This window comes from Luteimicrobium subarcticum, assembly GCF_002798015.1.
GTDB classification, from domain to species: domain Bacteria; phylum Actinomycetota; class Actinomycetes; order Actinomycetales; family Cellulomonadaceae; genus Luteimicrobium; species Luteimicrobium subarcticum.
The window spans coordinates 1-19,603 of sequence record NZ_PGTZ01000011.1 but is presented as its reverse complement, the minus strand read 5'-3'; the positions used below and the strand labels follow the sequence as shown (position 1 = coordinate 19,603).

Here is a 19,603-nt window from a genome sequence, read left to right as displayed (position 1 = left end):
AACATGCCCATCAGCGCCCGACGGCTCGTCGTCGTCTCCGCCGGCCTCAGCCAGCCGTCGTCCACGCGCCTCCTCGGCGACCGCCTCGCCGACGCGACCCGCGCCGCGCTGGCCGACCTCGAGCCCGGCGCACCCGACGCCGAGATCCAGGTCGTCGAGCTGCGCGACCACGCCCACGCGATCATCGACACGATGCTCACCGGGTTCGCCACGGGCGCGCTGGCCGACGCGATCGACGCCGTGACGCACGCCGACGGCGTGATCCTCGTGACGCCGCTGTTCACCACGACGTACTCGGGGCTGTTCAAGTCGTTCGTGGACGTCCTCGACAAGGACTCGCTGACAGGGATGCCCGTGCTGCTCGGCGCCACGGGTGGGACCGCGCGCCACTCGCTCGCGCTCGAGTACTCCCTGCGGCCCCTGCTCACGTACCTGCGGGCGGACGTCGCCACGACGTCCGTGTTCGCCGCGACCGACGACTGGGCCGACGCCCGCGACGACACCGCGACCGGCGGGCCGCTCCCGGACCGCATCCGACGGGCGGGCCGCCAGCTCGCGTCCCTCGTGGCAGCGCGTGCCGTCGCCGCGGACGCCGCACCGCGGGACGAGTTCTCGGCGACGCCGTCGTTCGAGCAGCTCCTGGGCGGGTTCCCGGGCTGAGACGCCGGCTCCGGGCGCCGCTACCGCTGCTGGTCCGGGACCTTCACCAGGACGCCGACCGTGACCAGCAGCGCGGCAGCCGCGAGCTCGGCAGCGACCCACCACGCGTCGCCGAAGTGGAACGGCGCCACCGGGTTCCACAGGACGGCGATCGCCACGAGGGGCGCGACCCAGACGAACGCCTTCGCCTGCACGGCGAACACGATCATGATGAGCGCCAGGATCGCGACGACGTACCGTACGACGGTCATCCCGCCCGAGTCCGGCTCGAACGCGATCCCGATCACCGCGGCGACAGCCGCCAGCACTCCGGGGACGAGGGCGAGCCGGGCGGTGCCGTCGTCTCCGTAGCGGTCGTTCGGGCGGCCGCCACGCGGGGCGGGGTTGCGCGTGCTCACGTCCCCGACCCTATCCGCCGGCGACCGCGACCCCGGCCGATCTCGGTGGGACCCGTGTCCGCCGGGCGGTCGGCGTGCCGGACGACGTCCGACGTGGGGTAGTATTTCCGAGGCCCCACGGGGTCGGAACGGGCTGTGGCGCAGCTTGGTAGCGCACTTGACTGGGGGTCAAGGGGTCGCAGGTTCAAATCCTGTCAGCCCGACCGTGTGATGTCTCAGGACATCGAGGACACTCGGACCTACGAATTCGTAGGTCCGAGTGTCCTTTTGTTGTGTCCGGGCGGCCCTTCCCCCTGGCGTCCGTGCTTGTCGTTTGTTCTTGGATTCCGCGGTGTATCGCGCTTGGCACACTATTTATTCGATGACGGACACTCGTGCCGTCGCAGGTCTGGTCGCCGGCGTCCATGCGGATCCGTCCCACCACCGCAGGTCGGGCCCGCCGGCGGGGTCCGGGTACCAGCCCGGCCAGGGACTGACACCGCTGCGCCTGCCCCACCCGAGCAGGACGACGCCCAGCACCGTCCCCGCGCCGACGAATCCGACTGCCACTCCCCCGAGCAACAACGTCGCCGAGCTCGGATCACCCGTCGGGCAGGAGGTGAAGCCGGTGTCTCCCCCGAGGTACTCCTCCCGCGTCATGACCACCCCGTACGCGACGACCTGGCCCCGGTGGAGCCGGGACACGTCCGGGATGGTGTCCCACGCGCCGTAACAGCCGTTCGTGGCGACCACCTGGACCGGTCGGACGCCCGCCGGGAGCTCACGGGTCACCGTGAACCCCGGTGGGGCCTCGCCGACGTGGAGCCCGTGCGCCCGGTCCCCTGCCCCGTCCTGGGCACGCGAGAACGCGGCCTCAGCTGCCGCCGGGTCACCCACCGTGGAGACGCCCGCCGCGATGAGGAGGAGCCCACCGACAGACAGCAGCAGCGCGACCAGACCGCTCGGCCACCGCCGTCGAACGCGCCCGTCGTGCTCGACGGCAGCTCGGCCAGAGCGCTCACGACGTCCGCCGGGAGCGGCGGGGCAGTGTCGCCAAGGACCACACCGCACCGTCCCACCACCGCAGGTCGGGCCCGCCGGCCGGGTCCGGGTACCAGCCCGGTGGCCCGGTGCGCACCGGACGCCGTACCCGTAGCACCAGGGCGACGACGAGAAGCGCGCCCCCGACCCCGCCGGTCACCAGGGCGACCACGGCCCACCGTCCGGTCCGCTCGTCGTCGCCGCACGGCGTGTACCCGCCGGTGCCGTGGGCGAGGAACTCCTCGCGCGTCAGCGCCGGCTCGTCCGCGTACGCGACGACGTCGTCCGCTCCGAGCCGCGTCACGGACGGGATCTCCTGCACGCCGCCGAAGCACCCGTTCGAGAGGAGCAGGGCCCGCGCCGTCGCCGGCGACCGCTTCCCTGTGGTCGTGACCGTCCACCCGGGCGGCGCCTGCCCCAGCCGGAGATCGGAGGGCCACGTCGTCCGCGCCTCAGCGGTCCGTGTCGCCGTCCAGAACGGCCGTGCGGACTCGCCGGTGGCGAAGAGCTCGATGACGGTCGTCTCGCGTTCGTCGGCCGGCGCAACGAGCACCCGGACGCCGCCGTCCGCGCCGCGGGCGAAGCCTGCCGACGCCGTCGCAGGGTCCGAGGGCACGAAGGCCGCGAACCCCTGCCCGAGCGTCAGGCATCCGGCGGCGAACAGGCTCGCAGCGATGCCGCAGACCAGGCTGCCGATCCGGACGACCTGCTTGCGACGTGCCGGCGCCCGCGGTCCGACGTCGACGGGGCGCGCGTGCGGAACGTTCGTACCGGACGTGCGGGGGGCACTGCTCTCAGGAGCGCTCACGCCGTGAGTGTGGCGGACGCCGCACAGGCTTCGACCCGGAGGGGTCGACTCCGCCGCCCGATCGTGACGTCGCACGCCTCCGGCGTGACGCACCCGTGACGCGATGCCTGCCGGCTCGATGCCCCTCCCCCGTCGGGGCTGGTCTTCTCGGGTCGGTGTCGCGGGTGTCTTGCGCGCTTGGCACAGTATTTTCACTGTCTGCGAGCGCCGTCGTTGGTCGTCGGTCGTCGGTCGTCGTCCGTCGTCGCGCTCAGCGGCGCGCCATGGTCGCGTCGCGTCCTCTCCCCGGCCGGAGCGCGAGACCGAGCGCGAGGACCGTGACGCCGGCCGCCCCGGTAGCGGCGGCGATCTTGGCGGAACGCAGGGCGGACACGAACCAGGCGTCGCCGCACGGCGAGAACCCGCCGGTCCCCTGCGCGAGGAACTGCTTCTCAGGCTCTGCCGGGACGTCCTCGTACGCCACGACCTGCTCTTCCTGGAGGCTCGTCGGGGTCGGAACGTCCTGGGGGCTGCCATAGCAGTCGTTCGCCAGGACGACCTGCGTGGCACGGTCGGGCGAGCGCGCCGTGGACCGGATGACCGTCCATCCCGGCGGTGCCTGGCCGAGGGCGAGGTCGCCGTCCCACGTCGGCGGGGCGGTGGGTGTCCGGACGGCCTCCCAGGTCGGCCGTTGCGCGGTCGGCGCGCCGTAGAGCTGGAGTCGGGTGGCCTGGCATTGGTCCGCCCGCGCGACGACGACTCGGACCGTGCCGTCGTCGCCCCGTGTGAACCCGACGCTCGCGGTCTCCGGGTCGGACGGTCCGAGCACCCCGATCCCTCCCCCCAAGGTCATGAAGCCGAGGGCGCAGGCCAGGAGCAGCGGTCCGAGGACGACGCACGTGATGGCGATCCGTTGGCGGGCGGGTGCCGACGTCGCCAGTGCGAGCGGGGTCGTCGTGGGGTACCGCGGGAGCCGGCGCTCGCTCGTCGGTGTGTCTCCGGGGGCTTCCGGGTGCCGACGAGACGTCCGGCTACCGGGGTGCGGTGTGTCCACGTGCTCAGCGTGGTGTGCGCGTGGCCCACATGACCAGCGCCGAGGCCCGATCGTGATCCCGCACGCTGTGACGTGACGAGCCTGCGACGGGCAGCGTCCGGTGCCCCCGGGATCAGGGGTACAGGACGTGCTCGTCGAGCGCTCCGGCCGGGACCTCGACCGAGACCTTCGCGCCCCAGCGGGAGTACGTGAAGACGTTCCTGGCGCCCTTGACGTCCCAGCGGATCCGGGCGGGCAGGCCGTCGTCCCCCACGAGGACGTCGACGTCGAAGGTCGTGGGCAGCATCGGCAGCGACGCGGCGCCGACCTGGGCGGTGAGGATCTTCTTCATCCCGGCGCGGGTCACGGTCAGCGTCCACGCGGTGACGGGGCGTCCCCCGAGCGTCGTCGGCGTCGCGGACGGCGCGAGGTCGGTGGCGGAGTCCGCGAGCGCCGCGGTGAGGGTGGCGGGGTCGATCTGGTCGACGAACCCGCCGTATCCCTCCCCCAGGGGGCTGGACGCCTTTCCGGGTTTGACGATGAGGTAGCGGTGGTTCACGTGGGAGCCGATGTCGAGGTAGAAGGTGCCGTCCTTGACGACGACGTGGCTCGCTTCGGTGCCTGCGGGGGTGACGGCGGCGACGAGGTCGGGGTCGCCGAGCCCGGTGAGGTCGGCGCGGACGGTGAGGTCTTGCCCGCGTTGGACCATGGGGCCGGTGACGCGCACGGAGGTCTGGCGGGCGACGGTGTCCGCGAGCGCCGTGGTGAACGCCTGGGGGTCGGGTGGCGTGGTGGCGGTGGGGGTCGCGGCGTGGGCTGTGCCGGCGGTGGTGCCGGCGGGGTCACCGGTGGGGGTGGTGTCGGTGCCGCTGCACGCGGTCAGGGTGAGCGTGAGGGTGAGCGCTGCGCCGGCGAGGGCGATGGTCGCTCGTGCCGGGAGGGTGCGCGGGTGGCGCGTCATGCGGTGGGTCTCCTGGTTCTCGGGTGGGCGACGTCGACAGGGTACTGGCTGGGCGGTGTGGTCCAGCGTCCGGGCCGCGCGGGGGCGGGGTGGCGCGCCTAGCGTGGTGGGGGTCCGGTTGGTGCGTGCGAGGAGGCTGCGGTGCGGTTCGACTACGACTACGTGATCGTCGGTGGCGGGATGGCGGCGGACGCCGCGGTCCGCGGGATCCGGGAGGTCGACCCGGACGGGTCGGTCGTGGTGCTGGGCGAGGACGTGGACGCCCCGTACGAGCGTCCTCCGTTGTCGAAGGACCTGTGGCGGGGTGGTGAGGACGACCCGCGGGACCCGGAGGACGTGTTCCTGGGGACGGCGGACGTCCCGGGGGTGGACGTGCGCACCTCGACCCGGGTGACGTCGGTGGACCGGGAGGCGCGGACGGTCGTGGCGAACGACGACGACGTGTACGGGTACCGGGCGCTGCTGCTCGCGACGGGGGGCCGGCCGCGGGAGCTGGGGTCGGTGCCGGGGGCGCACGTCGTGTACTTCCGCACGATGGGTGACTACCACCGGCTGCGGTCGTTGGTGGAGCCGACGGGGAACGGGACGCCGCGGCGGGCGGTCGTGGTGGGTGGCGGTTTCGTGGGGACGGAGCTGGCGGCGGGTCTGGCCATGGTGGGGGCGAAGGTCACGTACCTGACCCCGGCGGAGGTGGTGGGCGCGGCGACGTACTCGCCGACGTTGGCGCGGCGCATCGAGGCGACGTTCGAGGAGCACGGCGTCGAGGTGGTGACGCGGGCGCGGGCGCAGCGTCTGGAGCACACGGGGGCGGACCCGGTGGTGGTGCACGTGACGGTCGCGGGTGACCCGGTGACCCTGGCGGCGGACGTGGTGGTGCTCGGTCTGGGGATCGAGCCGAACGTGGAGCTGGCGGTGGCGGCGGGCCTGGACGTGTCGGAGGACGACGGTGGCGTGGTGGTGGGCGCCGACCTGCGGACGGCGGACCCGGCGGTGCTGGCGGCCGGGGACGTGGCGTCGTACCCGGACACGCTGCTGGGGCGGCGCCGGGTGGAGCACGCCGACCATGCGCAGGTGTCGGGTCGGGCGGCGGGCCGGAACATGGCGCACGCGGCGCGCGGGGAGGACCTGGAGCCGTACGAGCACACGCCGTTCTTCTGGTCGGACCTGTTCGACCTGGGGTACGAGGCGGTGGGCGACCTGGACGCGTCGCTCGACGTGGTGGAGGACTGGGCCCCGGGCGCGGAGGGCGAGACGGGGGTCGTGTACTACGTGGGGACGGCGGACTCCGGCCCGGAGGGCGGGTTGCGCGGGGTCCTGCTGTGGAACGTGTGGGACTCCACGGACGCCGCACGGGCGCTGCTGCGCGATCTGGGGGCCGCGGGGTCGGTGACGGGTCCGGACGACCTGCGAGGCCGTATCCCGACGTCCTGACGGCTCCTGGGGCCCTCTGAGCACTCTGCGAGTACTGGCGCACGGTCGGCGGCGGGCGGCGGCGAGCGTGCTGGGCAGGACAGACGGACGGGGCGGGGGCGCAGGCTCGGTGCCTGCTCCCCCGCCCCGTCAGCGTGGTCAGCGCTTGCGCTTCTCCCGGACGCGCACGGAGATCGAGATGGGCGACCCCTCGAACCCGAACGTCTCGCGCAGGCGACGCTCGATGAAGCGCCGGTACCCGGCCTCGAGGAACCCGGTCGCGAAGATCACGAACCGCGGCGGACGCGTGGACGCCTGGGTGGCGAACAGGATGCGGGGCTGCTTGCCGCCGCGCAGCGGGTGCGGGTGGGCGGCCACGAGCTCGCCGAGGAACGCGTTGAGGCGTCCCGTCGGGATGCGGGTGTCCCAGGACTCGAGCGCGGTCTCGAGGGCGGGGACGAGGCGCTCCGCGTGCCAGCCGGTCTTCGCGGAGATGTTGACGCGGCGGGCCCACTGCACCTGGACGAGGTCACGCTCGATCTCGCGCTCGAGGTACTGGCGACGGTCGTCGTCCATGAGGTCCCACTTGTTGTACGCGAGGACGAGGGCGCGCCCGGAGTCGACGACCTGCGTGATGACGCGGGTGTCCTGCTCGGTGAGGGTCGAGGACGCGTCGAGGAGCACGACGGCGACCTCCGCCTTCTCGATCGCGGCCTGGGTGCGCAGCGACGCGTAGAAGTCCGCGCCCTTGGTCTGGTGCACGCGGCGGCGGATGCCGGCGGTGTCGACGAACCACCACGGGACGCCCTTGAGCATGACGAGCTCGTCGACCGGGTCGCGGGTGGTGCCCGCGGTCTCGTGCACGACGACGCGCTCGGAGCCCGCAACCTTGTTCAGCAGGGACGACTTGCCGACGTTGGGGCGACCGACGAGCGCGACGCGGCGCGGGCCCTGCGGCAGCGGGACCCCGTGCGCGGACTCGGTCGGCAGGGCGTCCATCGCGGCGTCGAGCAGGTCGCCGGTGCCGCGGCCGTGCAGCGCGGAGACGGGGTACGGCTCACCGAGGCCGAGGTTCCACAGGGCGGCGGCGTCGGCCTCCGCGCGGGGACCGTCGACCTTGTTGGCGCACAGCACGACCGGCTTCTTCGACTTGCGCAGCAGGCGCACGACGTCCTCGTCGGTGGACGTCGCACCGACGGTGGCGTCCACGACGAACACGACGGCGTCGGCGAGCTCGATCGCGACCTCGGCCTGCTCGGCGACGCGCGCGTCGATCCCGGCGACGTCGACCTCCCAGCCGCCCGTGTCGACGAGCGTGAAGCGCCGCCCGGCCCACTCCCCCGGGTACGACACGCGGTCACGCGTGACACCGGGCACGTCCTCGACGACGGCCTCGCGGCGGCCGAGGATGCGGTTCACCAGCGTCGACTTGCCGACGTTGGGGCGTCCCACGATCGCGAGGACGGGCAGCACCTCGGGAGCGCCGCCCTCGTCGAGGTCGAGGTCGCCCGTGCCGAGGAGCGCGATGTCCTCGTCGTCGAGCTCGTACTCGCGCAGCCCCGCGCGCAGGGCCCGCTCCCGGACCTCGTCCTGCTCCGCGTCGGCGGGCTCAGCAGGCACGGCAGGCTCAGCAGGCACGGCAGCGTCATCGGGCGAGGGGGCGACGGGGACGTCGTCCTGCTCGGACGCGGTCGAGGAGCCGAAGTCGTCGGGGGTGGTCATGCCTCGATTCTCCCAGGTCCGGGCGCCTTCCCACGACACGACGACCGAGACGGGCGCCGGGACCGCCGCCAGGGGGTGGGTGCGGGCGGGTGTCGCGGGCGTCAGGAGCCGGTCGTCCGCCCGTCCGCGGCCGACCGGGCGACGGCCGCGACGTGCGCCGCGAGGGCGTCGTGCAGTGCCGCGGCGGCGTCCGCGAGCGCCTGCCGTCCGCTGACCCCGGGGGTGCGCGCGACGGTGACAGGGGCGCCGTACTCGACGTGCAGGCGGGCCCGGGGTGCGGGGACGTGGTTCTTGCCGCGCCCGGTGGGACGGGTGCCGAGGATCGCGGTGGGCACGACGGGTGCCCCGGACTCGAGGGCGAGCCACGCGAGGCCGCCGCGGGTGGCGTCGACGGAACCGGTGCCGCGCGTGCCCTCGGGGAAGATCCCGACGGCGTCGCCGCGGCGCAGCAGCCCGAGGGCGGTCGTCAGGGCGGCGCGTCCTGTGCCGCGGTCGACGGGGACCTGTCCGGCGTGGCGCAGCACCCACCCGACGGGACCGGTGAACATCTCGTCCTTGACGAGGATGTGCAGGGGGCGCGGCGTGATGCCGAGCAGGACGGGCCCGTCGACGACCCCGGTGTGGTTGCCGGCGACGATGACGGGACCGTCGGTGGGCAGGTGCTCGGCGCCGACGACACGGGTCGCCCACAGGCCGCGGGCGAGGGCGCGCCCGACCTGCCGCGACCAGCGGGGGCCGCGGGGCGACGGCAGGTCGGGCGTGCGGCGGGCCTCGGTCACGCGCCGGGCTGCGCGGTGGGCTGCACCGTGGGGCGGGTGGCGTCGGCGATCACGGTGAGGACGGCCTCGACGGTCTGGTCGAGGTCCAGGTCGGACGAGTCGACGGTGACGACGCCGTCGGCGGCGACGTGGAAGGTCGAGACGGTGGAGTCGTCGGCGTCGCGGCGCACGACGAGGTCGCGGGTCGCCTCGACGGCGGCGGCGCCGGCGTCGCCGTGGAGCTCGGTGGCGCGGCGGGCGAGGCGGGCCTCCTCGGACGCGGTGAGCAGGACGCGCGCGTCGGCGTCGGGGGCGACGACCGTGGTGATGTCGCGGCCCTCGGCGACGATCCCGGCACCGCCGGAGAACGAGCCGCCCTCACGCTCGGCGTCGATGGCGGCGCGCTGGAGGCGGCGCAGCTCGGCGCGGACGTCGAGGTTGGTCGCGACGGCGGACACGGCCGCGGAGATACGGTCGGTGCGGATGTCCGCGCCGACGTCGATGCCGTCGACGTGCACGGCCGGTGCGGCCGGGTCGACGCCCATGACGAGCGGGAGGGCCAGCACGGCCGCCGTGACGGCGGACGCGACCTCGGGGTCGTCGGTACGGGTGAGGTCGATGCCCTGGTGCAGGCACCACCATGTCGCGGCCCGGTACATGGCGCCGGTGTCGAGGTAGGCGAGGTGCAGGTCGCGGGCGACGGCCTTCGCGACACTGGACTTGCCGGAGCCGGAGGGGCCGTCGATGGCGATGACGAGGGTCACGGTGGTCCTGTTCTGGTGGTGCGGATCATGTCCGCCCGACAGGCTACCCGTGCTCCCAGCACGTGCCGACGGTCTGCGCGGTTCGACGCCGAGAAGGGGCGCCTGTTCGCCGCGGCCCGGTCCGGGCAGGTCGCGGTGCTGATCGGGTCGACCGCGAAGATGGGCGTGGGGACGAACATCCAGGACCGGGCCGTGGCGCTGCACCACCTGGACTGCCCGTGGCGTCCCGCGGACCTGCAGCAACGCGACGGGCGCATCCTGCGGCAGGGCAACCAGAACCCCGAGGTGCAGATCTACCGGTGGGTCGTGGAGCGGTCGTTCGACGCGTACTCGTGGCAGACCGTCGAACGCAAGGCTAAGTTCATCGCGCAGATCATGCGCGGGCGGCTGGACGTGCGCGAGATCGAGGACATCGGTGACACCGCCCTGTCGTTCGGGGAGGTCAAGGCCCTGTCGTCCGGCGACCCGCTCGTCATGGAGCGCGAGCAGGCCGCCGCCGACGTCCTACGCCTCGAACGCCTCGAACGGGCCTGGCACCAGAACCGCGGCGCCCTGACCCACACCATCACGACCGGGCGGGTCACGGTCGCGGCCGCCGACCGCGACATCCCCCGCCTCGAACAGGCCGTCGCGGCCACGCGCTCGACCGCGGGTGACGCGTTCGAGATGAGCGTCGCCGGGCAACCCCCGGCACGGTCCCGGGCTGATGCCGGCGCGCAGGTCGCCCGCTGGGTGCGGGTCCGCGCGACCACGATCCTGTCCGCGCGCCGCGACGGCGACGTCCCCCTCGGGACCCTGGCCGAAGCGGGCGGGCACACCATCGAGGCGGCCGCGCGCGGCGCCGCGCTGGGCCGGTCCGCCGCGCTCGTCCTGTCGATCGCGGGCGCACCGCGCACGACCTGGACCATCCCGCTCGACGACCTCGAGGGGACCGGGGTCGGCGCCGTCCGGCAGATCGAGAACCACCTGACCAAGCTGCCCGCCGACCTCGCCGCCCTGATCGACGAACGCGACCGCACCACCCGGGCCATCACCGGCGCCACCACCGAGCTCGACCAGCCGTTCAAGCACGCCGGCGCCCTCACCGACGCCCGGGCCCGCCTCGCCGACGTCGAAGCCCAGATGACCATCACCGACAACACCCCGGAACCCGCGCCGCCGGCGGCCGCGGCACCCGAACCCGCGGGACCGGGCACCCTCAGCGACCGCATCGACCAGCTCACCGAACGCGCCCGCGACCTGCGACACCACACCGCCACCCCGGCCAGCGGGCACGAGCACCACGCCCCGCCCGTCGCCGCACCGACCGTGACGGGCCCGCAGATGTCCTGAGGGTCCGCTCGCCGCCCGAACACCCAGGGTATAACCTGCGGTTGTTGGCCAGGGAGGGAGAGTCATGGACACGATGGACGAGATCCGCGAGCTGCGGGTGCTGCGGGCCAGGCGCGACCTGGCGCCGGTCGACTACGCGCGGGCGGTGCGCCGCCTGGTCCGGGCGGGGCAGGTCACGCAGGTCGAGCTCGCCCGGGAGCTCGCTGTGTCGCAGGCCGCGATCAGCAAGCTCGCCGGTTCGGTCGAGGACGTGGACCCGCAGTTCCACGGCGCCTCGCCCTACGAGATCGCGCAGCGGTACGCGGCCGGCGAGATCGACCGCGACCGGATGATCGACGAGCTGACCCGGTGGCCCTACGACCCGAGCCCCGCACCCGTGGACGACTACGACGCCCTGATGGTCAAGGAACCCGGGTCGCACACGATCGGTGAGGTCGGGCGGGCGATGGACGAGCAGCTGATCGACGAGGACGCCTACGTCCAGATCGCGCGCGCCGTCACGTCCTGATTGGACGCTGAGGTGCGCGTACGGAATCCTCGGGGCGCGTGAGCGATACCGACGCGGACGTCACCCGGCACCAGGAGCACGTCCGGGAGATGGTCGTCCGCGGCGGCCCGCTGGACACCACGGACCGAACGCCACCACGGCGAACACCGAGTGGTTCATCGGCGCCGACGTGGACGCGGCGACACCGTCGCGACGTCGCCTGCACCGGCAGCTCATCGACGAGCACCGTGCCCGCCAGCCCGGCGCACAGGTCGGCCACCGGGCGCTCGTCATGGCCGGGCCGCCCGGCGCGGGCAAGTCGCGCATGCGCCAGCAGCTCCTCGACGACGAGAGCGCGTGGCTGCGCATCGACCCCGACGAGTTCAAGGAAGCCCTGCTCAGCCAGGCCATCGCCGACGGGTCCTACGACTCGTTCATCAAGCCGGCCGCGATCGCGGCCGCCGAACAGGCCGGCGACCCGTTCTACCCCCTCGAGCTCAGCTCCCTGGTCCACGTCGAGTCGTCCTACCTCGCGATGCGGGCCCGCGAGGAAGCCATGCGCGAAGGGCTCAACGTCATCATCGACTCCGTCCAGGCATGGCCAGAAGCAGCCGAACGCCTCGGGCGCGAGCTCACCGCCGCCGGCTACACCATCGACGTCGTCGACGTCGAAGTCCCCTTCGAGGTCTCCGAAGCCCGCATCCGCGGGCGCTGGCGCCACGACTACGTCCAAGCCCTCGAGAACGGCGACGCCCACCACCTCGGCGGCCGCTGGGTGCTCGCACGTCAGAGGCCGGTGTGGCCGGCGGCCGAGCAGTGCACCTGACTTGGTTCCGGTCCTAACCTTGAACACCCACGTCAGCGAACGGGTCATTCGGCGTGGTCGGGGCGACGTCACCGTACTCTCGAACACATGTTCGGCCGCGCACCCCTACCGCCATCGCAGGCGTCGTACGCCTGGACGGACCAGGTGCAGCAGACCGTCCTCAACGCCCACCCAGTACCCGCCAGGCGCGCCCAGATCGACATGCCCTCCGTCCGCGTCACCGCTCGCGTCATCTGGTCAACTGACGGCGAGGAAACCATCGCCGGTACCTCTGACGCCTACTGCGGACGACTCATCCTCGTCCACACCCGCGAGCTCCGCTTGGATGTCCGCTCCATCTGGCTCGATGTCACGGACGTCGAGCGGCATATCTAGGCTGTTGGTAGCGCGTAACTCAACGACAGCGGCCACCCGTACGCTCACGGAATGCCTGACCTAAATGATCCGCCGCGCGAGCTCGCCAGCACCTACCTCAAGTTCGCAGGTTTCTGGCCCGCGGGCCCCAAGCTGCAGCGCGCGCTACTGGATTTCACCTCGCGCCAGCCGGTGCTGTCGACCGGAGCTGCCGCGTGGATGAAGTCGTTCGCAAGGGCTTTCGTGCCCATGTCGCACAACCTGTTCCGCGGTCTGAACGCTGCTGCCATGTTCGCGCAGTCGCTACCGGCCAACCTGCGCGAGGTCGGCTCCGACCTGAAGATCATGGAGATCATTGAGATCGGCCGCGAGGAGGGCATCGGCCTGTACGGGGCGCCGCGCGCTTCGCTCGTCCGTCGCCTGCAGAACGCCCCCGATGTGGCGGCTCGTCGACGGCTCCTCGGGACCGAAGCCCGGAACATCTTCGACGATTGCGACGCCGTCCTCGAGCAGACGACTCCGCCCAAACTCGGATTCGCGGTGGTGATGGTGCGGGACGCGATCGCCGCGGCGCGTGATGGCCACTGGATCTCCGCCCAAGCAGGTGCGACTGCCGCCCTCGACGGCGCCGCCCGAACCGTGCTTGCTGACAAGCGGATCCGTGAAGCGGTGACGCGCACGGGCCGCATCACGCGCCGCGACGAAACCGTGTTTGACGAGTTCAAGGTTATACAGGCGATCGCGTTGATGCCCGTCTACGGCGCGCACCCGAACTACCGCTACGACGACATCGTCCCCTCGAACTACTCACGACACGCCACCGCGCACTCTGCAGCACGGCGCCAGTTCAGCAAGCGGAACACCGTCCAAGCCATTCTCGTAACCACCAGCCTGCTCGCTTGGGTCGACGACCTCTAGAGCTGCCTCTAGCCATCGGCACTGCTTGAGAGCCCCCATCAAACCCGGGGCTCTTCACTATTCCCGGCTCTTGAGCACCTGGTCAATGACCACCGAAAATGCCACGCCGAATCCGACGAGAATGGGCAGGACCCAGAGTCCGGTTGCACCAGTAATGAGCGCGCTCACCAAAGCGACACCCCCACCCAAAACGAAGAAGCACAAGAGTGCGAATCCTGGGACCGTCATCCCGAGGACGCGTCGCGACTTACCCAATCTGCACTCCCATCCCCGTCAAAGCGCACCAGCCAACCCGGCGAGTCCACCGCCAAGGAGGCCAAACGCTCCAAGCGCGAAGCCTGATACAGCCCCGTCGGCAGCACCCCCTGCCAAGCTACCTCCCGACAAGCCAGCGGTGATGGCTCCACCAATCCCACCGCCGAGACCACCCCCGACCGCTGCTCCGATGAAGCATCCCACGGAGGCAAGGCCTGCGGTAAACACTGCAGCAGTGCCACAGAGTGCTGTCCCCACAAACCCGCCCACGACACCGCCAACCGCGCCACCGACAAAGTTCGCGATGGAAAACTGGCCACTAGGGTCAACCAACATGACAGGGTTTCCGCTCGCGTAGGCGTACGGGTTTGCTTCGTGACCGGCTGGGTCGAACTGGGTGAAGCTGCCGAGTGTGGCGTCGTAATACCGCGCACCGAGCTTGTAGATATTGACGGTGTCCTCGTACCCGTTAGCGAACCTTACGGTGTTGCTAGTGACGGCCGACCCCGTCGAGGTGAACCGTCGTTCACCAAAGGGGGTGTAGGAGTAGCCGCCGCTCCAGGCGCCGGTCCCGCTGAAGATCCCGATGACTGATCCAGTGGCGTCGAGCACGTAGTAGTGGGGTGAAGTGCCGTTGTAGCTGATCGCGGTCCCGTTGGGGTCGCGCGGCCAGTTGTAGGCCGTGGTTCCGTTGAGTGACCTAGCCAGCCCTGCTGAGGTGGACAAGAATCCCGTCGTCCCGGCCTGGAGTCTGGTTCCGTTGCCTGGGCCGAAGACGGTGTTCGCGGTCGTCCCGGAAGTAGCGGCCTCGAGGCGGTCTCCGTACGTGTAGGTCTGTCCGGTGATGCCGTTGCGGGTGAGCTCGCCAGCAGCGTCGTACGTCCACGTCGTCGTGTCGGCAGAGGTGGAGGTGATCTGGTTAGCGGCGTTGATCGTGTATGTCGTCGATCCAGAGGTGGAGCCGGTGTTGCCGGATCTTGTCTGGGACGTACGGTTGCCCGACTTGTCGTAGGCGTAGGCCCAGGATGCGTTCGTCGTCGACCCGCTCTTTTCGACAGCCTTCGTGAGCCGGGACTTGGAGTCGTAGGAGTAAGTGGTCACCGCCCCGGCGGGGATTCCTTGCTCGATGTAGCTGGTGCGGGTCTGGATGAGGTCCGTGTCGGCGCCTGACGAAGAGTAGGCGTACCCCACGTCAGCGACGACTGTCCCGCCGCCGTCCTTTGCTGTGATGCGGGTCGGCCGCCCGGAGGCGTCTCGAGTGGTGTCCTGGCGGGCACCGCCTGGGAAGATTCGCGCGATCTCTTGGCCGTTGCTGTCGTACTTGAACAGGGTGCAGCCGGAGTTCGCTGCGGGGTTCCCGCTGCTCGGGCACGTCCCGCCAGCCTCCCGGATCTGGGTGACCTTGTTGGTCTTGTCGTACGTGTACGTCAGCGTGGAGCCGGTGGCGTCGCTGGTGAGCATGTTGCCGTTGGCGTCGTACGTCATCGTCACGGTCGCGCTGATGCCGCTGCCACTGGGCGTGCTGACCGTCTGCGCGGTCTGCTTGCCGAGCAAGTTGTATGAGTAGGTGATCGTCGCGCCCGTGCGAGTGTCGGTCTTGCTCGCGAGTGTGCCGTCAGCGTTCCAGACTTGGGTGATCTTCTGCCCGTTGGCGAATTTCATGGTCAGGATGTTGTTGAAGTTGTCGTACGTGTATGTCGTGGCATGACCGTTGCCGTCCGTCACCCCCGTGACGCGATTCCTCTCGTCGTACTGGTACGTCGTTGGCCCAAGTGGGGCCGGCGGGGTCAGCGTGGCGAGATTTCCGTGGTCGTAGGCGTACTTCGTCACCTTGCCATTGCCGTCCGTCGCGGTGCACACCTGCCCTTGGGCACCCCCGCACACCGTCCCGTTCCCGTTCTCCCTGGTGTAGGAGATGCTCTCGGCGGTGCCACCACTGGTCGTATCCGTTGACTTGGTGAGGTTGCCGGCCGCGTCGTACGTGGCAGAGCGCTTGTTCCCTGACGGATCGATCGTGCATTTTGCCTGGTAGGCGTCTCCGGTCGTGCCGGCTGGGCAGTTGGTTCCTGAGGTGTAAATCGCCTGGGCCGCGGCGCCAGTGGGGAGCGCGACCTTGGTAGCGTTATTGTTGGAGTCGTAGGACGTAGTAGTTACATGACCGGCTCCCCCGCCTGTGCTGAAGCCATCGGTGCTCGTGGCGACATCGCTGTTGGCGGTGTAGGTGAGCGACCTCGTCTGGCTGAGCTGGTCGGTGACTTTGGTTACCCGGTACTTCGAGTCGACGTCGTACGTGATGGTGTTACCACGCGGATCCGTGACGGTCGTCCCAGCGGAGCTGTAGGCGTACGCCGTGACGACGGAAGTCTCGCCGCTGCGGGACTGGGTGACCTTCGTAACGCGGTTCGCGGAGTCGTAGGTGAACGCGATCGTCCGGTCAGGAGTTGACGACGGCTGGGTGCCGGCGTAGGGGTAAGTGGTGATTTGGGTGATGTGCCCCTGCGTATCGTAAGTGACGGTCCACTGCTCGCCGCTCCGGTGGTAGTTGTTCACACTGGGTAGGACGTGGCCGTTCACGCTCGTTAGTGTGTTATCGGGTTGGCGCGCGTACTCGACTGTATCGAGGCCGTTATGGGACGCGCCCACCTGGGTAGTGCTAGCGAGTAAAGCGGCCGGGTGATCGGCGAAAGTCTGGTACCCGAACTCCAGGTCGTCCTTGCCGTCGGCGAAGTTCTGCCCTACGCCGGGACCGCTCTGGAGTATGTAGCCGGAAAGTCCGTCTGCGGCACCACCCTTCCAATACTTGTACTCGGAACCTACGTCGTTGCGGTCTGTGTGGTTCGTCAGCCAGCCTGAGCTGTTGAACTGAAGCTTCTGTCCGGTGCGGTTGTACTTGACCGTCCAGGTGCCGTCACTGTTCTTCTTCAGAGACGCGTTCACTCCTGCTGGGGCAGTCCACGAGGTGCCTGAGCCGGTGAAGTCCCAGTGTTCACCTGTACCGTCGTAGAAGGTGACCTTGGTGCTCGTGATGTCTAGGCCGGTGAGGTCCCAGTCGGTCGCCCAAATACCACCCGCCGCCCCCTTGGACGGGACACTTTGGGAGTTGAAAACGAGGGAGGCTGAGGGCGCCACACCGGGACCAGCGACTGCGCCGAGCAGTTCCTTGATGAACAGGTTGCCGGAGCCCACGTTTACTTTGATGGCGAGCTCGCCGTTTCCGCCGCCTGCCCAGAACTGCTGGAACGTGTAAGAGCCATTGTCCCCGGCCGCCTCGTCCGGCGCTGGTGCCGCGACGTTGGGCTGGACCGCCTCCGAAGCTGAATCACCGCTCCCCAGACCTGATCCCATCGCACTCGCCGGCGGCGACCACGGGCGGGTTGGCGTTGGCCCCGGAACGGTCTTTACCTTCTTGGCTCCCGGCGGAAGGCTCTCCGGCTGCGTCGACGCTGCCGCAGTCCTAACCCGAACTGGGGTGGCTGTGCTTGAGGCTGCTGGCACGACGATGGCCGAGAGGCTCATCGCTCCGGCAGCAAGCACGGTAATCACACGTGACGTATTCACTCGAGACTCCCCCTGGCGGCGAACGGCGACGTTGCTCTGTCCCTGGCGCTCCTGTGCGTCGTCAATGACGGTAGCCCTGGCGATCGAAAATTCGCAACAGGGGGAACGTAATACCTTGCGCGACTTCCCCATCCCGCTTCATGAAGCAGAGCTGTGGCGACGGATCGTCGACTCTGACACACCCAAAGCGCGGGCGACGAGGGCGACGGGCTGACCGGCGTCCAGGGACGAGCGCGCGGCCGCAAGCCGATCGGGTGTCATGACCGTGGGGCGCCCACCGACTCGTCCGCGTGCCCGAGCCGCGGCGAGCCCGTCGAGAGTGCGCTCCCGGATCAGGTCCGCCTCCATCTGTGCCATCGCACCGAGGACGTGGACGACGAACCGGCCCGACGACGTCGAGGTGTCCAGGGACTCGGTGAGCGACCGGAGCGTGACGCCCCGGTCGTCGAGATCGCGCACGAGCGCCGCGAGGTGTGCGGCGGACCTCCCCAGCCGATCGAGGCGCACCACCACCAGCGTGTCGCCCGCCTGAACCTGGCCCAGGATCCGCACGAGCTCGGGACGGTCATCACGCCGGCCCGACCCCGTCTCGCGCGCGATCCACCGCGCATCGACGCCCGCAGCGACGAGGGCATCGACCTGGACGTCAAGGCTCTGCCCCGTCGTGGAGACCCGGGCGTACCCGAAGACATGACTCATGCCCCGAGACGGTACCGAAAACCTCCCCCGGACCTTCTGACAGACACCAGGTTTTGAGAGTGGTTTTTGACCGGCGTGTCGCCCGGCGTGTCGCGGTCGTCGGCGTGTCGCTCAAAAACGGTCGATTCTGCGCGCCTGAGATCTGGCGTCTGTAGGTATCGCTGGGAGGCGAGCTAGCGCGTCGCGCGTTAGGTGCCCGAGGCAGTTAGGCGCCGGGATTGTTGCGTAACACAAACGTTACCGGCATTTACTTGGTGCGGCTCTTGCTGAGTCCTAACCTCACTCCCGCCGGGCCCGGCGCAAGTGCATGACAACTTCTGAAGCAAGGGATTTCGGAACCATGCAGATTCGCAACACCACCCGCTACGCAGCAGTAGGGCTCCTCGTCGGCGCGTTCGCTATCGGAGTGCCGACGGGCCTGGCCCAGGCAGCAATCGCGAGCCCGTGTGTCAACGTCGCGCCTGACGGAACCACGCAGGCCAGCCAGGCGTCCGAGAGCGTGACCCCGGACGCCAACTGCTGCATCCCGGACTCGTACTCGATCACGTCGTCGTCGACGACTCGCGTGCCGTTCACGGGTACGGGACTGAAGATCTTCCGGGACGGCCCGGGCGGCACTCTGACGGTCTCGCACTCGTACTCAGGCACTGCCAGCGCATCGACGACGGTCGGAGGAAGCGTCGAGATTGGCGCCGTCTGGGCCAAGGCAAAGGTCGAGGTCTCCGGCACCATCGTGGAGTCCAACAGCACGTCCGACACCAACACCTACAGCCACAACATCACGTCCGGCAAGTACGGGAACGTGCAGTACGTGAGCTACGGCTACAAGGTGAACTTCAAGAAGGTCCACACCTCGACGACGTGCTCGACCACCACGACGACGGGAACCATCACGTACCCGAGCACGACCGAGGGTTGGTACTACTGGGAGACTTCGTCCTGACCTAGCAGGTCGGCTGGGCGGGTTGGAGTGGTCGCTCCAACCCGCCCTGTCGAAGCGAGGCGGCCATGAGAAGGAGGATCGAGTGAATCGAACACGAGGGTTGCTTGCGGGCAGCGCGTTCGTCGTACTCGCGCTGGCGGGATGCACCGGCCACGACGGGTCGCCCACTGCTGCGAGCCCGCCGTCACCGGGAGCACCTGCTGTCCAGGTGCCAGTTCCCACCCCGACGCCGGTACCTGCGACACCGCCATCGACACCAAGAGGAACGATTGCGTCCGCGAGTCTGGCCGGTTCAAAAGCGTCGGATCCGGAAGTCAGAGGCAAGGCGCAGCCGAATCAGACCTATCTGACGCATGTTCAGTGCTACGGCGCGCCTCATGGGACGTCACGCGTGACAGTGCGCAACGATCGAGGTGCGGTGCTGATGACGGCCGACGTGCCATGCGACGGGAACGAGATCGCCGATGGCCTTGGCCGCTTCACGTCAGTGACTGCCGTCGCCCTGGATATCGCTGCCCTACCGAGCGGCGCCACCGCCGCGTACGCGTACATCGCTCCTGCAGGCTGACGCCGTCGGGCAGCCGCACTAGCGAGCTGCCCGACGGCTCGCTTACGGGCCCTACCCCCGGTTTGTGGACACGGGGTGTGATTACGCGGCGGTCGCCAGCGTAGCGGTCGAGGCGGCTTGCTCGTAGACGTTCGGGGCCTGGTAGCCGCA

The 19,603-nt window shown here is 70.2% G+C and carries 19 protein-coding genes and 1 tRNA gene; 10 read left to right on the top strand and 10 right to left on the bottom strand.

Features of this window, described 5'->3' with window-relative positions; all coding sequences use genetic code 11:
* Nucleotides 1-3 precede the first annotated feature (3 nt).
* The gene (locus CLV34_RS13530; RefSeq protein WP_211289466.1) at nucleotides 4-660 is read left to right on the top strand and encodes a CE1759 family FMN reductase; all 657 of its coding nucleotides are present in this window, start codon (nucleotides 4-6) and stop codon (nucleotides 658-660) included.
* Nucleotides 661-680: 20 nt separating this feature from the next.
* Here the strand turns inward: CLV34_RS13530 and CLV34_RS13525 are convergent, their stop codons facing one another.
* Nucleotides 681-1,058 carry a DUF6804 family protein gene (locus CLV34_RS13525; RefSeq protein ID WP_100350848.1) on the bottom strand — a complete coding sequence of 126 codons (378 nt, stop codon included), beginning with the start codon at nucleotides 1,056-1,058 and terminating at the stop codon, nucleotides 681-683.
* A 129-nt stretch (nucleotides 1,059-1,187) separates the two neighbouring features.
* On the opposite strand from CLV34_RS13525, the gene CLV34_RS13520 reads away from it, so the two are divergent.
* Nucleotides 1,188-1,261, top strand: a tRNA-Pro gene (locus CLV34_RS13520).
* 151 nt (nucleotides 1,262-1,412) lie between these two features.
* Here the strand turns inward: CLV34_RS13520 and CLV34_RS13515 are convergent.
* From CLV34_RS13515 to CLV34_RS13505, 4 genes are all read right to left on the bottom strand, one after another.
* Nucleotides 1,413-1,829, bottom strand: coding sequence for a DUF2510 domain-containing protein (locus CLV34_RS13515; RefSeq protein WP_211289462.1), 417 nt, complete (start codon nucleotides 1,827-1,829; stop codon nucleotides 1,413-1,415).
* Nucleotides 1,830-2,055: 226 nt separating this feature from the next.
* Entirely contained in the window at nucleotides 2,056-2,886 is an 831-nt protein-coding gene (locus CLV34_RS16485; protein ID WP_157803857.1) for a DUF2510 domain-containing protein, read from the bottom strand.
* 250 nt (nucleotides 2,887-3,136) lie between these two features.
* Nucleotides 3,137-3,718, bottom strand: coding sequence for a hypothetical protein (locus tag CLV34_RS16480; RefSeq protein ID WP_157803856.1), 582 nt, complete (start codon nucleotides 3,716-3,718; stop codon nucleotides 3,137-3,139).
* Nucleotides 3,719-4,031: 313 nt separating this feature from the next.
* Nucleotides 4,032-4,859, bottom strand: coding sequence for a hypothetical protein (locus CLV34_RS13505; protein WP_100350846.1), 828 nt, complete (start codon nucleotides 4,857-4,859; stop codon nucleotides 4,032-4,034).
* A gap of 141 nt (nucleotides 4,860-5,000) precedes the next feature.
* On the opposite strand from CLV34_RS13505, the gene CLV34_RS13500 reads away from it, so the two are divergent.
* Complete coding sequence (locus CLV34_RS13500) at nucleotides 5,001-6,290, top strand: NAD(P)/FAD-dependent oxidoreductase (RefSeq protein ID WP_245859233.1); 1,290 nt, start codon at nucleotides 5,001-5,003, stop codon at nucleotides 6,288-6,290.
* 138 nt (nucleotides 6,291-6,428) lie between these two features.
* Here the strand turns inward: CLV34_RS13500 and der are convergent, their stop codons facing one another.
* From der to cmk, 3 genes are all read right to left on the bottom strand, one after another.
* Nucleotides 6,429-7,991, bottom strand: a complete 1,563-nt coding sequence (gene der / locus CLV34_RS13495) for a ribosome biogenesis GTPase Der (RefSeq protein WP_100350845.1) — start codon at nucleotides 7,989-7,991, stop codon at nucleotides 6,429-6,431.
* A gap of 101 nt (nucleotides 7,992-8,092) precedes the next feature.
* The gene (locus CLV34_RS13490; RefSeq protein ID WP_100350844.1) at nucleotides 8,093-8,770 is read right to left on the bottom strand and encodes a lysophospholipid acyltransferase family protein; all 678 of its coding nucleotides are present in this window, start codon (nucleotides 8,768-8,770) and stop codon (nucleotides 8,093-8,095) included.
* Entirely contained in the window at nucleotides 8,767-9,513 is a 747-nt protein-coding gene (gene cmk, locus CLV34_RS13485; protein WP_100350843.1) for a (d)CMP kinase, read from the bottom strand. Before cmk ends, CLV34_RS13490 begins: the two co-directional genes overlap by 4 nt.
* Nucleotides 9,514-9,540: 27 nt before the next feature.
* Between cmk and CLV34_RS13480 the strand changes: the two genes are divergently transcribed.
* The 5 genes from CLV34_RS13480 (at nucleotide 9,541) to CLV34_RS13460 (ending at nucleotide 13,430) form a co-directional block, all read left to right on the top strand.
* The gene (locus tag CLV34_RS13480) at nucleotides 9,541-10,845 is read left to right on the top strand and encodes a hypothetical protein (protein ID WP_157803855.1); all 1,305 of its coding nucleotides are present in this window, start codon (nucleotides 9,541-9,543) and stop codon (nucleotides 10,843-10,845) included.
* Nucleotides 10,846-10,909: 64 nt separating this feature from the next.
* Nucleotides 10,910-11,353 (top strand): hypothetical protein, encoded by a 444-nt coding sequence (locus CLV34_RS13475; protein WP_100350841.1) that lies wholly within the window; start codon nucleotides 10,910-10,912, stop codon nucleotides 11,351-11,353.
* A gap of 169 nt (nucleotides 11,354-11,522) precedes the next feature.
* The gene (locus CLV34_RS13470; protein WP_100350840.1) at nucleotides 11,523-12,158 is read left to right on the top strand and encodes a zeta toxin family protein; all 636 of its coding nucleotides are present in this window, start codon (nucleotides 11,523-11,525) and stop codon (nucleotides 12,156-12,158) included.
* A gap of 87 nt (nucleotides 12,159-12,245) precedes the next feature.
* Nucleotides 12,246-12,533, top strand: coding sequence for a hypothetical protein (locus tag CLV34_RS13465; RefSeq protein ID WP_100350839.1), 288 nt, complete (start codon nucleotides 12,246-12,248; stop codon nucleotides 12,531-12,533).
* Between the two features lie 51 nt (nucleotides 12,534-12,584).
* The gene (locus tag CLV34_RS13460) at nucleotides 12,585-13,430 is read left to right on the top strand and encodes a hypothetical protein (protein WP_100350838.1); all 846 of its coding nucleotides are present in this window, start codon (nucleotides 12,585-12,587) and stop codon (nucleotides 13,428-13,430) included.
* A gap of 273 nt (nucleotides 13,431-13,703) precedes the next feature.
* On the opposite strand, the gene CLV34_RS13455 is transcribed toward CLV34_RS13460, so the two are convergent.
* Together CLV34_RS13455 and CLV34_RS13450 are read right to left on the bottom strand one after the other, a co-directional pair.
* The gene (locus CLV34_RS13455) at nucleotides 13,704-17,228 is read right to left on the bottom strand and encodes an RHS repeat-associated core domain-containing protein (protein WP_170044690.1); all 3,525 of its coding nucleotides are present in this window, start codon (nucleotides 17,226-17,228) and stop codon (nucleotides 13,704-13,706) included.
* Nucleotides 17,229-17,381: 153 nt separating this feature from the next.
* Nucleotides 17,382-17,942 (bottom strand): recombinase family protein, encoded by a 561-nt coding sequence (locus CLV34_RS13450; RefSeq protein ID WP_100350836.1) that lies wholly within the window; start codon nucleotides 17,940-17,942, stop codon nucleotides 17,382-17,384.
* Between the two features lie 340 nt (nucleotides 17,943-18,282).
* On the opposite strand from CLV34_RS13450, the gene CLV34_RS16475 reads away from it, so the two are divergent.
* Together CLV34_RS16475 and CLV34_RS16470 are read left to right on the top strand one after the other, a co-directional pair.
* Nucleotides 18,283-18,885: a hypothetical protein gene (locus tag CLV34_RS16475; RefSeq protein ID WP_157803854.1), complete on the top strand. Its 603-nt coding sequence runs from the start codon at nucleotides 18,283-18,285 to the stop codon at nucleotides 18,883-18,885.
* A 391-nt stretch (nucleotides 18,886-19,276) separates the two neighbouring features.
* Nucleotides 19,277-19,453 carry a hypothetical protein gene (locus tag CLV34_RS16470; protein ID WP_157803853.1) on the top strand — a complete coding sequence of 59 codons (177 nt, stop codon included), beginning with the start codon at nucleotides 19,277-19,279 and terminating at the stop codon, nucleotides 19,451-19,453.
* The last annotated feature ends 150 nt before the right edge of the window (nucleotides 19,454-19,603 follow it).

Coding starts and splice junctions, on each gene's coding strand:
- CLV34_RS13530 (WP_211289466.1), top strand. CDS start 4: ATGCCCATCAGCGCCCGACGGCTCGTCGTCGTCTCCGCCGGCCTCAGC.
- CLV34_RS16480 (WP_157803856.1), bottom strand. CDS start 3,718: ATGACCTTGGGGGGAGGGATCGGGGTGCTCGGACCGTCCGACCCGGAG.
- CLV34_RS13505 (WP_100350846.1), bottom strand. CDS start 4,859: ATGACGCGCCACCCGCGCACCCTCCCGGCACGAGCGACCATCGCCCTC.
- der (WP_100350845.1), bottom strand. CDS start 7,991: ATGACCACCCCCGACGACTTCGGCTCCTCGACCGCGTCCGAGCAGGAC.
- CLV34_RS13480 (WP_157803855.1), top strand. CDS start 9,541: ATGTCCGCCCGACAGGCTACCCGTGCTCCCAGCACGTGCCGACGGTCT.
- CLV34_RS13475 (WP_100350841.1), top strand. CDS start 10,910: ATGGACACGATGGACGAGATCCGCGAGCTGCGGGTGCTGCGGGCCAGG.
- CLV34_RS13465 (WP_100350839.1), top strand. CDS start 12,246: ATGTTCGGCCGCGCACCCCTACCGCCATCGCAGGCGTCGTACGCCTGG.
- CLV34_RS13460 (WP_100350838.1), top strand. CDS start 12,585: ATGCCTGACCTAAATGATCCGCCGCGCGAGCTCGCCAGCACCTACCTC.
- CLV34_RS13450 (WP_100350836.1), bottom strand. CDS start 17,942: ATGAGTCATGTCTTCGGGTACGCCCGGGTCTCCACGACGGGGCAGAGC.
- CLV34_RS16475 (WP_157803854.1), top strand. CDS start 18,283: ATGCAGATTCGCAACACCACCCGCTACGCAGCAGTAGGGCTCCTCGTC.